Source organism: Cryobacterium sp. TMS1-20-1, from assembly GCF_004402355.1.
GTDB lineage: Bacteria > Actinomycetota > Actinomycetes > Actinomycetales > Microbacteriaceae > Cryobacterium > Cryobacterium levicorallinum.
On sequence record NZ_SOGF01000051.1, the window covers coordinates 125,125 to 138,183 of the forward strand.

Below are 13,059 nucleotides of genomic sequence, written 5' to 3' on the forward strand. Positions count from 1 at the left end.
CTTACCGCCGAAGCTCGAAGCTGGTGGCGCCGATCTTCACGGTGGCGTTCAGGGGAATTTTGGTCGGCACGGTGACGCGGGTGCCGGCCAGGAAGGTTCCATTGGTGGAATCGAGGTCTTGCAGCATCCACTCGTCATGCCAGAGCATGAGTCGGGCGTGGTGGGTTGAGGTGTAATCATCGCGGATAACCAGGCTCGAGTCGGCCGAGCGGCCGATCGTGATGGTTTCGGTGCTGAGCGGAAACTCGGTGCCGGACTTCGGGCCGCTCGTGATGACGAGGCGCGTGGTGTTCTGGGCGGTGGCGAGTGCACCGTCGGCGGCCGGGCTGGCCCGCGCGATCGGGGCTGGTGCTGGGGTTGGTGCGGGGGCTGCAATGGGAGCGGCGGCGGGGAAGGCTGCGGCGGGGGCCGGCGCGGCGACATCCGTTTTCAGGCGGCGTACGCGCTGGCCGAACAGGTCACTGCGCAGCGCGTAGACGATGCCGAAGATGAACATCCAGAGCAGGAGAAGGAAGCCGATGCGCAGCACCAGCAGGGTCAGTTCGCTCACGTTCATGCGTTCGGCCCCCAGAATCCGCCCATGTCGTGGCGTTCGGTGGCGGGGTCGGTCGGTGCGGCCGCGCGCGGAGTCTCGTTGGAGGCCTGCGCGAGCACGCGGAAGACGATGCGGGTGCGGCCGATGGTGACGATCGAATCGGGTTCGAGGATGGCCTGGCTGACCGGGGCATCGTTGAGCTGGGAACCGTTGGTGGAGCCGAGGTCGCGCACCTGGGCGCGGGCGCCGTCCCAGATAATCTCCACGTGACGGCGGGAGGTGCCGGTGTCGTCGATGGTGATGTCGGCGTCGGAGCCGCGACCGATCACGGTGCGGGCCTTGACCAGCGGATGCCGGGTGCCGTTGATGTCGAGCACCGGGGTCCAGGCGACACTGGTCGCTACCGTGCTGGAGTCGATCTGCACCAAACCCTCGCTGAGGCTGCCGTCGTCTTGCAGGGTGATCACAATGCCGCCGGTGAACTGGTAGCGCTGCTCGGTGCCGTGTTTTTGCAGCAGGGCGGTGAGCTCATCGATAAGGGCCACGCCGAGCGCGCTCATGCGCGCGTAATCGGTGTGGGACATGCGCACGGTGAACCGATTGGGCGCGAGAATGCGATCCCGCGCGACAACCGCGGCTTTGGTGTCGAGCTCACGACGCAGCGCGGAGGTAATTTCCACCGGCTGCAAGCCCGATCGAAAGGTCTTGGCGAACGCTCCGTTGACGGCGCGCTCCAATCCCTTTTCAAAGTTATCCAGTATGCCCACAGGTCTCCCGATCCGGTCCGTTTGGCTATGAGCATGTTACTTGTCTCGGGTGACAACCCGCCTTGGAGGCGCAAACGGCACGAACAGTCATACTACCTGCGGAGGGTGCTGGACCGAATTCGGCGCCCATTATGGGCATTCCTTTGGACTTTTTTGGAGCGGATACGGTGCGCGCGGGTGTGCAAATGCGGGTGTGCAAATGCGGGTGTGCAAATGCGGGCGGGCGGATGCGGTGGGGGCTGGGCGGGCGGATCTGGTGGGTGCAGTCCAGCGGCGGCATCCGTTGGGAGTGCGCCCGATGTGGGTGCTTGCTCCGGTAATTACCGTAGCGGCCACCGATATCGGGCGCGATCACGCTCAATCTGGCCCCCACGGCCGGCGCGGCGCGCCGTCGAATGGCGCTGACCCCCCTCACAGTGTTAGCATTCCTAAGTTCGCGCGAGTGGCGGAATTGGCAGACGCGCTGGCTTCAGGTGCCAGTGTTCGAAAGGACGTAGGGGTTCAAGTCCCCTCTCGCGCACTGCGGGTGTTTCAGGAAATTGAGTTCTCGTTTTCATGAAATCCAAGCGAACAGGCCGGTTGAGTAGAAATACTCGGCCGGCCTTCGGTTTTTAAGGGTGTTGGCGGGGCCGATCTGGTCGGTTGAAGCGGGGTTGACCTTTTAAAAGCAGAAAGGCCTGCGGGTGGGCAGGCTGACGCTTTCGGTGCGCGGGTGGTTGGTGCTGGAGTAGGTTGTGGCCGTTGTTACTGCGGTGGTGCCAGGACCGGCAGGGTGCTGTGTGGGCTCAGTGGTGTTCCGGTGGCTTCTTTGCGGCGTCGTTCGCGGAAGAGCTTCTCGCCGAGGTCGAGTTCGGCGGCCTTCACGAAGAAGTCGTAGGTTTTACGCAGGTTCGCTGAGACGGCGGCGAGGGTGGCGGCGAGGTAGTTGAAGGCGAAGCCGCGGCCGGAGCGTTTGCTGACGTTGGCGAGGTCTTCGAAGTTTTTGGCCTTGAGGGTCTTGTTGGCGGATTCGACCAGGCTGCGCATACCGAAGTGCTTCTGGTGCTCCTCGGACTTATAGGCGAACTTCTGCAGGTGCTTCACGGCGAGGCGGGGGTCGCGGTTGCGTTCGGCGGGGGCTCCGGCGTCGAGCGGGATGGTGACGCTGACCGGTGTTGACGGTTTGGCGACGCGTTTGCCGCTGGCCCGGTCAATAGCCAGATTGAATCTGGGCACAACCGGCGTCTACCTTATTCACACAGCGGAGGACTGCAGCCCGCGGCCGCGTTGGCGGCACGTTAATGGAAGCGGCGTTGAAGAAAAGGCACGTCAGAGTAGCTCAATAACTTGACGGGCTCAGTAACCGGTAGTGGACTCGCGGATGATCAGCTCTGGCTTCAGCATGTGGGGGTGCATGGATTCGCCCTTAATAAGACCAAGGATCATTTTCAATACCTGTTCGCCCATTTCCGTGAGCGGTGACCGAACAGTGGTCAGTGGTATCGGTAACGCTCCAGCGATGGACACGTCATTGAAACCGATGATTGCTACGTCCTCGCCCGCCCTCAGCTTCTTCTCGCGCACGGCTCTCAAGGCCCCTATCGCGGCAAAGTCATTCACGGCAAAGATTGCTGTCGGTCGTGGAGACAAATCCAATAGTTGTCGAGCTGTTTCGTAGCCAGCCTCAACGTCGAACCCCGAGAACAAGACGCGGTCCTCCGCCAGACAGAATCCAGACTCTGAGTATGTCTTGCGAAATCCGGCAGTTCGATCGATCCCAGTACTGGCATACGTTTCGCCGGCGATTACTGCTGCGTTGGTGTGTCCGAGGGACAGAAGATGCCGTGCTGCCAGTTGGCCACCCAAGACATCGTCACACGTTACTGACGGATAATTTCCGGAACGCCGGCTTACCAGTGCAAACGGAATCTTGCGGTTGCGTAGAGATTCAGCCAGCGGGTCGTCGATCCGGCCGTCTCCCAAAATGAGCCCATCAACCCTTCTCCCAATAAGCATTTCGGCGCGTTCGGCGCGTTGAATCGGATCGTCTGAACTGTTGGCAACAAAGACGTTGTAGCCGTGCTCCCGCGCGGTCTCTTCAATGCCTTGATAAATCGTCGCTAAAACTAGGTCGGTGAGCCTCGGCACGAGGACACCGATTAGATGGCTACGGCTTGTGCGAAGTCCCGTCGCATGAGGGTTTGGCACGTAACCGAGTTCTCGGGCCAACAGTCGAATTCTGGCGGATGTCGCTTCAGATGCACTCCGAACGCCCGGAGTTTGTGACTGCGATAGCACTCGCGAAACAGTTGTGACATGCACTCCTACAATTTCCGCAATAGTACGCAGGGTTGGGCGGCCCGACGCGTCGGAATACGGTAGAGGTTTGTCTCTCCAGTTCATTGTCCTTTCACCTGCGTCCGTCGCTCGAAGTCGAGAGCGGAGTGCTTGACGTCATTCCAGCCGGGTATTGACATGAGCTTCAAGGTACGGCAATCTTTCAGAAAACGATAGGGCCAATCGTTAGGGCAGAAACTGTGGCACGGATGGCTGCGGGCACGATTGTGGGTTGTGCAGATACTGCAGGCTCGCGTGGCCTCATGCACCGTTGGTGCGGCCTTCGATGGCTCCCGCGATCCGAGTCAAGCTGGTAGTGAACTCATGGACCTCTGTGCCAGTGCGAAGACGGAGGCCCACGTTCGTTAATATTCACTGATATCCGTCATCTTGGAACAACCAAGTCACACAGCAACAGTCAACATAAGGAAATTTCAATGACCACCAAACCCGCTCCCATGAGCCTCGTTCGCGCCGCGGCAATTCAGTTTGACCCGCAAGTCGGCCTCGAAAATAGGGCGATTAATCTCGCTAACACCCTTCGCCTCATTAATGAAGCAGCCGATGGCGGAGCTAATCTCATTGTTCTGCCTGAACTCTCCAATACGGGCTACTCCTTTCGAACGAGAGAAGAGGCATATGCACACGCGGAGGTGGTCCCCGAGGGGAAGTCCACGACAGCATGGATCGACCTGGCACGAGAGCGCAACCTGTACGTCGTTGCGGGTATCGCCGAAGTTGACGGAGTGCTTCTGTTCGACACCGCTGTACTCATTGGCCCGGCTGGATTTATTGGAAAGTACCGAAAGACCCACCTGTGGGATCGAGAAAAGTTGATCTTCACTCCGGGCGACTCACTGCCCGTCTTCGAAACCAAGATTGGCCGCATTGGGCTGCTCGTGTGTTGGGACATCTGGTTTCCGGAGGTGCCGCGAATTCTCGTCGGGCAGGGCGCGGACATCCTTTGTAGCGTCAATAACTGGGCAGTGACACCACCGCCCCTATTCGATAACGCGGGACACTGCATGGCCGCCTATCTCACCATGTCTGCGTCACACGTCAACAACGTTCCGATTATCGCTGCAGACAGAGTTGGTGTAGAACGGGGCGGGAAGTTCCTCGGGTGTTCTCTGATCACCGGCACCAATGGGTGGCCAGTAGGCGAGATCGCTGACGCAGAAAAGGAGACGATCGTTTTCGCTGATCTCGACGTTGTTGCCTCGCGGTCGGCCCAGATCTGGAATAGCAACAACGATCTGGCACGCGATCGGCGAACAGACCTCTACGCCCCGCTCCTCGGCTACTCCGGCGGTGACCTGCTCCCGCGTTAAGTCAGCTGGTGCGATCGGCGTGCCGCTCGGAAGAGTTCGATCGCGCCCTCGGCGGGGCCAACATCAGCCTCGTCCACGGCGTAGCTGGGGATCTCTTTCTCATCTGAGGAAAGGAAAAATATAACTCATTTTCATTAACCCAATCGTTTGTGCTACATTCCGATTGCGGTTGCACAATCGTTTGGCTAAACAGCGTTTTAAATGGTTCTAAATCAATCACTTACATCACGACGTACCCAGGAGAAAGACAAAGATGTCTAAAAATCAAACAGCAGGATCGCCAAATCGACGAAACAGGTGCGTTGCTGGTGTTGCGCTTCTTGCAGCCACAGTATTTGGACTGACAGCGTGCACCCCATCCGGATCTGACGAAGGGGCAGCTTCAGCCGTGACGGTGGGAGCAGTCCAAGACCTTTCTGGTGGTCTTGAGATCTATGGGCAGCAACAGCTGGACGCCTCAAAGCTTGCCATCGCTGCAATCAACGCGGCCGGTGGCGCCGCCGGATCCGAGCTGAATCTGTCAGACAAGAATACTCAGTCCCAGGATGCGCTCAACGTGCAGTATGCCCGCGACCTCATTCAGAGCGAAAAGGCACCCGTCGTCGTCGGAGCATTGACCAGTTCGGCGCGTGAAGCTATGCGGCCGCTGTTCGCAAGTGGACAGTCGCTCTACTTCTACCCTGCGCTGTATGAAGGGGGTGTCTGCGACGCGAACACTGTCATTACCGGTCCCTCGGCATCGCAGCAGATTCAGCCTCTCATTGACTACTCTCTGAAAAACCTGGGCACGAAGTACTACATTGTCGCCCCGGACTACAACTTCGGATCCATTTCCACCACGTGGTTCGAGACATACATCACTGCCGGTGGTGGAGAGGTCGTTGGTTCTGAGCTAGTCCCACTTGACGTCAGCAACTATTCGAGCACGATCAGTAAGATTCAGGCGACCAAGCCAGACGTCATCGTCTGGCTTCCGGTTGGCGCGGCTCAGTCGGGCTTCGCCGCTCAGTTCGCAGCGGCAGGCCTGAAAGATCAGATGACCCTGATCTCTACCAACTACGGTTCGGGTAACCAGCAGCTCGCCGTATCCGCTGAGGCCGGCGAAGGAATCATTGCCGCTCTTGATTACGTCCCCGGGATTGACAACCAGGCAAACACTGATTTTAAGGCCGCCTGGGATACGGAGTTCGGTAAGGGAGCAAACGAAATCCACGAGAGTGGGGCTAACACCTGGATTGCCTGGAAGCTCTGGTCTGAAGCTGCAAACAAGGCAGGTTCTACGGAGCCAGCAAAGGTGCTGGAGGCCCTGCGGAGCGGTATGACAATCGATTCTCCTGCAGGTCAGGTCACTTTTGATCCCAAAACTAACCACCTCATCCGTCCGATGTACATCGTTCAGCAAAACTCAACTCAGGGCTTCGACATCCTCGAAACTGTCGATGCAGTTGTTCCTGAATATGAGCAGTCGGTGTGTGACCTGATGTCCGAGTCGACGACTAATCAGCAGTTCGTACCCGAAGGTTAACCTTCGGACCACTGAATCGAATTAGGAGCTCACAATCACCATGGACCAAATCACTACTGTCACTATTGCCTTGATCTCAAGTATGTCGGTGCTCATTTTGACCTCGGCAGGACTTGCTGTGGTCTATGGGTTCATGGGGATTGTGAATTTTTCTCAAGGCGCCTTCATTATGCTGGGTGCTTACGTACTCCTCGTCGTTGACACCCTGGGAGCCCCTCTCCTCGTTGCCGTCTTGATTGCGGCAGTGGTGACGGGGCTCCTCGGAGCTGTTGTGTATTCCGTGCTCATCCGACCCCTCAAGCACCGAGCGCTGGAAAGCATCCTTGTCACTTGGGGCTTTGGCATCATCTTGACGCAAATCATTATTATCGTTTTTGGGCCCGTCAGTTCTAACGTCTCAGCCCCACTGGGATCCTTCCAGATAGGCGACTACTCCACCTCCTGGTACAGCGTGGTCGTGATCGGTGCAGCCGCACTGATGATGCTGGCGTCCTACGTTCTCTTTACACGAACACGGTTCGGCCTTCGGGCGAATGCAAGTATCCAGGTTCCTGAGATGGCCCTTGCCTTAGGAATCAGAACCGAACGCGTGAAGGCGACAACCTTTGGAATTGGTTGCGCGCTAGCTGGCGCAGCAGGAGCTATCGTAGCGCCACTGTATTCGATTACGCCCCAACTGGGTGACATCTTCATTGCAAACTCCTTCCTCACCGTCGCAGTCGGCGGGCCGCTCCCCGTTACCGGTCTGCTTGCGGCCGGTTCTGTGCTGGGAATCGCGCAAGGAATAACCGCCACGGCATTCAGCATTCTCATCGGACAGGTCACTCTTCTAGTGACCGCAATCATTTTGCTTCGCATTTTTGGCCGGGGATTCTCGGCAAATTGGCGCAAACGGGTGTGATGCGCCCGCCACCAAACTCGTTCATTGACTACCGGAGACAAAGATGATTCCTACCCTTCCCAAATCAACGGATAGAGGGCTCAGCGCCGCCCTCGGACGGTGTCGCTTGTGGGGCAAGACATCCCCCTCGTTCCCTGTCTTGACAGTGGCAGCTGTAATCTTGATTTTCGGTATCGCACGACAGGGCGATATGGCTAGTCACCTCACACTCTGGATGACTTCCGCTCTCCTAGCATTGAGCCTTCAGTTCATCTGGGGGAATGTGGGCATCCTCAGCTTCGCTCAGGCCGTGTTCTTCGGGGTAGGAGCATATGTCTATGGAGTCTTGAGCATCAATTTCGGAGTTCAGGGCTCAACGTTAGTATGGGGAATTCCCGCAGGAATTGTCGCCGCCACGTTAGCAGCCGGCCTGGGATATTTCATTTTCTACGGAAAATTGAACGATATCGCAGTCGCCATTATCACGTACGCATTCACGCTTATATTCGCGGCACTTGCTTCGGGCTTCTCTTTCCAGCTCGGTTCGGCATCGATCGGTGGAGCAAACGGACTCGTTGGGATCATGCCTATGGCATTCGGGTTCGGCGACAACTATGTTGTGGCGTCCCCTCTGACAGGATTCGTAGTCACTCTTGTTTGCGCCACGGTCACTTGGCTGATTTTGACGCGGCTGCGACACGCTCGGTACGGTCGGGTTCTCAACGGTATTCGTCAAAACGAAGATCGTTCATCGTTAATTGGTTACGACATCAGACTATTCAAGGTCAGTTCTTTCGCCCTCGCGGGGGGAGTGGCAGGAATCGCCGGTTCGCTGTTTGCGGCGTGGTCGCAGTTCGTAAATCCGGGACAGTTCAGTGCTCAGTCTGCAACTTTGGTCGTGATTTGGGTGCTGGTCGGCGGGCGTCGCAGCCCCGTCGGTTCTGTTGTGGGCGCAATTCTTATCTCGGCAGTTCAGTTCTATTTCGGTTCAAGCGATATAAGCCAGTACGTGGCTCTTGTCCTCGGTGGCTTGGTTGTTCTCGTCATCCTGGTGGCTCCCGACGGCGTTGCGGCGCTCACTCGAAAGGCGTGGCGGTCGGTAGTCAACCGCAACTCGAGTGCTCCCGGCCGGCCGGTCACGACCGCGCCCGTTGATCGTGCTGACCGTGTTGAACCAAAACCTGTTGCTGTAGCGCCCTTGGGGAACCACGGCCGAAGCGAAAATTCATTGCTGACTGTTCGCGGTGTAAGCAAGTCGTATGGCGGTGTGAAGGCGGTTCGTAGCGTTGACTTCACCCTCAAGCGCAACGAGATCAAATGCATAATCGGTCCCAATGGTGCGGGTAAAAGTAGTCTGTTCGGACTGCTTTCAGGACGCATTCGACTCGACGAGGGCTCCATCGTGTTTGATGGACATGACATTTCCAGTCTTCCATCCTTCAAACGGGCCCGTTTGGGACTAGGAATCAAGTTGCAGACAGCGAGCTTCTTTCCTGAACTCACTGTGCGGGAAAACATAAGCCTGGCCGCCCGTGGCGAGCTCGAACGTGCTCGTGAAGCCCTCGTCGAAAACTGTATCGTCGAGGCAGGGCTCACAGAAGTGCGGGATGTCGAAGCGTATTCGCTTTCACATGGCCAGCAGCAGTGGCTAGAGATTGGAATGGTCCTCGCGCAAAAGCCGACGTTGATTCTCCTGGACGAACCGGTCGCGGGTATGACGATTGGTGAGCGAACACAGACTGTGAACATGATTCACCGGCTTGCACAGAGATGCGGCGTCGTGGTTGTCGAGCACGACATGGGCGTCGTTGAAGAACTCGGCGGTGACGTCATTGTGATGCATGAAGGACAGATTCTCCGAACCGGCCACATTAGCGATCTGCGTCACGATGACGCCGTTATGGACGCATACCTTGGGCGTGAAGCCGCAGAGCACGGCGCCACCCCCACGAAACCGAACCTGGAGCTTTGATCAAAATGGTGACACAGAAGCCGGTGCTTGATATCCGTGGACTGTCAGGAGGCTACGGAAAACTTCGAGTCGTTGACGGCGTGGATATGACAATTTCTGAGAACGAAGCCATCGGCCTTATCGGCCGAAATGGATCAGGTAAGACGACGCTCCTCAAAATAATCATGGGCCTCCTCCCCGCTCAGACTGGTTCTATTTCGATTGCCGGCGAGGATCTCTCCCGGAAAGGCGCATGGACACGGTGCCCACGCGGCATCGGCTATGTCCCTCAGGGCCGGTTGGTGTTTCCCCGTCTTTCGGTCGAGGACAACCTTGCGCTGGGTGCCACGTCAGTCAAGGGCAAAATTTCTGATTCGTACGAATCTGTTTATGAACTCTTCCCCGTCCTTCACGCCATCAGGACCCGGCGCGCCGGAGCCCTGAGCGGCGGGCAACAGCAGATATTGGCTATTGGTCGCGCGCTCATGTCGAAGCCCAAGCTTCTCATCTTGGACGAACCGACTGAGGGTATCCAGCCGTCCATCATCATCGAAATTGCCGAGTCGTTGAAACGTCTGTCACGCGAGAGCGGAGTGGCCCTGTTGGTGGTCGAACAGAGACTCGATTTCTTGAATCGAGTCGCAGACCACGCCCACATTATGGATCGTGGCTCGATTGTTGAACGACTCCCCTTTGACGAGCTCTCCAGAAGTCCCGAACTCCAGCAGAAGTACCTCGGCGTTTAGCATGGGTGAAACAGGCGTGAGCACGATCGACACATTCGGTGTTCTTCCAGCTGGGGTGAACGCAGCGGTGGCACTCTCTTATTTGCATCGGGTTTTGGCTGCAATTGAGACCGAGAATCGGTCGACAAAAGCACTCATCTCGCTAACGGAGTCTGAGGCGGAGGAGGACCTAGAACGCGTGCTTTCGGCACGGCATTCCGGATCTCCGCTCCCACTCGATGGCCGCTTCTTCGTCGTGAAAAATAATATTGACGTTGGAGGAGTTCCCGGAACGTTGGGCTCTGAGCATTTCTCTCATCGAATACCTGAGCATGACGCTGACGTCGTGCAGAAGTTTCGTGAAGCCGGAGCAATTCTGGTCGGTGTGGCAAACATGCACGAACTGGCTTTTGGCGCAACCAGCGAGAACGCCTACTTCGGCACAGTGCAAAATCCGTGGGACATTACCCGCAATGCGGGTGGCTCGAGCGGTGGATCGGCAGTCGCGGTAGCACTGGGTTGGGTCGACTTTTCACTGGGTACTGACACAGGCGGATCGGTGCGATGCCCAGCAGCCATTGAAGGTGTCTCCGGGCTGCGTCCGACCTTTGACGAAGTCAGCGCTCACGGAGTGTATCCGCTCGCTCCCAGCTTTGATACCGTCGGTCTTTTTTCGAGGACCGCTGTCGACTTGGAACTGCTGTTAGATATCGCTGTAGGCGTGGAATCACGCCATGGAACCGTTGGTCCCACCCCATTGAGGATTGGGATTCCGACGGGGGGCTATTTCACAGAGGGGGTGGGCTCCGGCGCAGCGCAAGCACTCATGGACATGGGGCGTGTTCTCGAACGTTCAGGCGCGGCCACGCTCGTTGACTTCGACCTCCCGGACGCGAAAAGAAGCGACTACGTGTCCCGCATGATTGTGCGCGCTGAAGCCTGGCGCGTCCATGGCGTTGGATTTGAAGAAGACTCCAGTGGGTTTGGCGCGGATGTTGCAAGCAGATTGCAACTGGCAAAATCGATCGACTCTGCGGAGGAGGCTTCATTATCGGACGAAAGGGTAGAACTTACCAAGAAGATTGATGACATTTTTGAGTACGTCGATGTGATTTTACTGCCCACTGTTCCGCGCGCCCCCAGTTTGCTCGGCCCAGTCGATCCGTTGAAATCGACGGAACAAAACTTGGCTTTCACGTATCTCTGGGGTCTCGCAGGACTTCCAGCGCTCTCAGTTCCGTGCGGGTTTGACGATGGAATGCCTATCGGCGCTCAACTGATTTCACGTCGTGGTTCTGATCGGATGCTGTGCCGATTGGGAGCACACTATCAAGAATTGACGAATTGGCATCTGCGCAGACCGAGCGGATTCGGCGCACTTCACAATTCCTCCTCAAATGAGTAGGCGGTCGAACCCTCTACAGCTCGGGCAGTTTACCCATGGAGCCCACGAATAGTGGATGAGTTGAGACCGCCGTTGAGGCGCGTGCGAGGCTAGGATTTAAAGTCGTGAGAATCGACTAGAACTGTATTTCAAAGGAGATCGTCATGGGCGTTGAGCAGGGCCGGCCCATAACGCTGCGAACGATCGCAGAAGAAGTTGGTGTTCACGTATCAACAGTGTCTCGGGTGTTGACGGCAACAGACACAGACCCATCCCGCTGGGCTGCACCGGAGACTGCCAAGCTCATTCGGGATACCGCCCGCGACCTCGGATACCACAGGAATGTTTATGCGTCTACCCTGCGTACTGCACGGTCGAATCTCGTCGGGGTCATCGTTCCTCGACTCCAAGATTATGTTCTGGCCACCGTTTATGAAGGCATCGAGGAAGCGGCGATTGAAAATGGTCTCTTCACCTTTGTCACCAATTCGCTCGACCGCGAGGAAGACCAGCGAACCCGCACGGAAATGATGCTTGAACGCCGTGTTGGCGGCCTGATATTCGGTGACGCCCACCTCGACAATCCCTTCCTCGATGAGATCCGGTCGCGGGGAGTGCCGACGGTTTTGGTCAGTCGGCACTCCGGTGACCACATTTCGGTTACATGCAACGACTACTTGGGAGGTCGGCTGGTCGGCGAACATCTCCTGGCTATTGGACGCCGTGAGGTGGCGATCCTCGCGGGAATGCCTTTCGCGTCAACGTCGCAGAATCGCACGCAGGGCGTCATCGATGCCTATCGTGATGCCGGCATAGAGATTCCGCGGGAACGAATTGTGTACAGCGGCTTCGATGCGGCAGGCGGTCGGGCAGGCGCTGAGGCCATACTCGCGAGTAATAACTACCCGGATTCAATTTTCGCAACGAATGACTTCGCAGCCATCGGCGCTCTAGGAGTGCTGAGGGATCGTGGACTCACCGTTCCCGATGATGTGGCACTCGTTGGGTACAACGACATTCCCTTAGCGCGAGAAATGATGGTGGCGCTCACGACCGTGCGTTCTCCCATGCACCAAATGGGCCGTCGCGCACTGGAAATGTTGGTCTCAGTAATGGATGGAAAGGCCGTCAGCTCCGTGCAGCTCGACCCAAAACTGATCATCCGCATGTCAACAAGCGTCCTCGCCGGTCGAGCCGACGAAACCAGCTGATTGAGCGACTCCTGAGACGAGCGAGTGACTGAACCACCAGACCTACTCCCACTCTTATAGACCTGCCTGAAGCGTCCCTGATTTCCTGCCCCCATCTTTCCAGCTAGGGGATTCGGTCATGCCCAGAAAAACCCAGTCGGAGTTTATGAGCGAGCGGTTCGTGTGACGCTTGATCGTTTGAAGGTCCACCCCTCGACGTGAGCGGCGTGCGGAATCTGGAGCTGGTCGTCGCCGGCCCTGAGATGGCGGTGGGCAATCTGCTGGCCGACGGGCCGATCCGGGTGTGACCTGCCGGGACGCCGTGGCCTGAGCGGGCACGGCTGATTGAGTATTAGAGCCTCTGAGCCCCACCCGATCGTGCGGTTGAGCCCCATCGATCGTGCGGAAGAGCACCAGTGGTGGTGTGGCTCAGCACCACAGGTGCTCCCCGTCAC

Annotated in this window: 11 protein-coding genes and 1 tRNA gene; 8 read left to right on the forward strand and 4 right to left on the reverse strand. The window is 57.5% G+C overall.

The genetic code is table 11. The features are described from left to right. Position 1 precedes the first annotated feature (1 nt). Together E3O45_RS11230 and E3O45_RS11235 are read right to left on the reverse strand one after the other, a co-directional pair. Positions 2 to 550, reverse strand: a complete 549-nt coding sequence (locus E3O45_RS11230; protein ID WP_134443486.1) for an FHA domain-containing protein — start codon at positions 548 to 550, stop codon at positions 2 to 4. A gap of 2 nt (positions 551 to 552) precedes the next feature. Further along, positions 553 to 1,302 carry a DUF3662 and FHA domain-containing protein gene (locus tag E3O45_RS11235; RefSeq protein ID WP_134443467.1) on the reverse strand — a complete coding sequence of 250 codons (750 nt, stop codon included), beginning with the start codon at positions 1,300 to 1,302 and terminating at the stop codon, positions 553 to 555. Positions 1,303 to 1,738: 436 nt separating this feature from the next. Here E3O45_RS11235 and E3O45_RS11240 point away from each other — a divergent pair. Next, positions 1,739 to 1,822: transfer RNA gene (locus E3O45_RS11240), tRNA-Leu, on the forward strand. A gap of 224 nt (positions 1,823 to 2,046) precedes the next feature. Here the strand turns inward: E3O45_RS11240 and E3O45_RS11245 are convergent. Continuing rightward, positions 2,047 to 2,517, reverse strand: coding sequence for a hypothetical protein (locus E3O45_RS11245; protein ID WP_134443468.1), 471 nt, complete (start codon positions 2,515 to 2,517; stop codon positions 2,047 to 2,049). Positions 2,518 to 2,637: 120 nt separating this feature from the next. After that, complete coding sequence (locus E3O45_RS11250) at positions 2,638 to 3,684, reverse strand: LacI family DNA-binding transcriptional regulator (RefSeq protein WP_134443469.1); 1,047 nt, start codon at positions 3,682 to 3,684, stop codon at positions 2,638 to 2,640. Positions 3,685 to 4,055: 371 nt separating this feature from the next. On the opposite strand from E3O45_RS11250, the gene E3O45_RS11255 reads away from it, so the two are divergent. From E3O45_RS11255 to E3O45_RS11285, 7 genes are all read left to right on the forward strand, one after another. Beyond that, the gene (locus E3O45_RS11255; protein WP_174843083.1) at positions 4,056 to 4,949 is read left to right on the forward strand and encodes a nitrilase family protein; all 894 of its coding nucleotides are present in this window, start codon (positions 4,056 to 4,058) and stop codon (positions 4,947 to 4,949) included. A gap of 388 nt (positions 4,950 to 5,337) precedes the next feature. Beyond that, on the forward strand, positions 5,338 to 6,474 hold the full coding sequence (locus E3O45_RS11260) for an ABC transporter substrate-binding protein (protein WP_166789472.1): 1,137 nt from the start codon (positions 5,338 to 5,340) through the stop codon (positions 6,472 to 6,474). A 40-nt stretch (positions 6,475 to 6,514) separates the two neighbouring features. Beyond that, the gene (locus tag E3O45_RS11265) at positions 6,515 to 7,375 is read left to right on the forward strand and encodes a branched-chain amino acid ABC transporter permease (protein WP_134443471.1); all 861 of its coding nucleotides are present in this window, start codon (positions 6,515 to 6,517) and stop codon (positions 7,373 to 7,375) included. 145 nt (positions 7,376 to 7,520) lie between these two features. Continuing rightward, positions 7,521 to 9,326, forward strand: a complete 1,806-nt coding sequence (locus E3O45_RS11270) for an ATP-binding cassette domain-containing protein (RefSeq protein WP_166789473.1) — start codon at positions 7,521 to 7,523, stop codon at positions 9,324 to 9,326. 5 nt (positions 9,327 to 9,331) lie between these two features. Continuing rightward, a complete protein-coding gene (locus tag E3O45_RS11275) occupies positions 9,332 to 10,051 on the forward strand; it encodes an ABC transporter ATP-binding protein (protein ID WP_134443473.1) in 720 nt (239 codons plus the stop codon). Between the two features lie 16 nt (positions 10,052 to 10,067). Next, the gene (locus E3O45_RS11280; RefSeq protein ID WP_166789474.1) at positions 10,068 to 11,435 is read left to right on the forward strand and encodes an amidase; all 1,368 of its coding nucleotides are present in this window, start codon (positions 10,068 to 10,070) and stop codon (positions 11,433 to 11,435) included. Positions 11,436 to 11,578: 143 nt separating this feature from the next. Next, positions 11,579 to 12,625, forward strand: coding sequence for a LacI family DNA-binding transcriptional regulator (locus tag E3O45_RS11285; protein ID WP_134443475.1), 1,047 nt, complete (start codon positions 11,579 to 11,581; stop codon positions 12,623 to 12,625). Positions 12,626 to 13,059: the final 434 nt, after the last annotated feature.

Excerpts from the sequence above, each read along its gene's own strand:
- E3O45_RS11275 (WP_134443473.1), top strand. The coding sequence starts at position 9,332 with ATGGTGACACAGAAGCCGGTGCTTGATATCCGTGGACTGTCAGGAGGC.
- E3O45_RS11265 (WP_134443471.1), top strand. The coding sequence starts at position 6,515 with ATGGACCAAATCACTACTGTCACTATTGCCTTGATCTCAAGTATGTCG.
- E3O45_RS11255 (WP_174843083.1), top strand. The coding sequence starts at position 4,056 with ATGACCACCAAACCCGCTCCCATGAGCCTCGTTCGCGCCGCGGCAATT.
- E3O45_RS11250 (WP_134443469.1), bottom strand. The coding sequence starts at position 3,684 with ATGAACTGGAGAGACAAACCTCTACCGTATTCCGACGCGTCGGGCCGC.
- E3O45_RS11285 (WP_134443475.1), top strand. The coding sequence starts at position 11,579 with ATGGGCGTTGAGCAGGGCCGGCCCATAACGCTGCGAACGATCGCAGAA.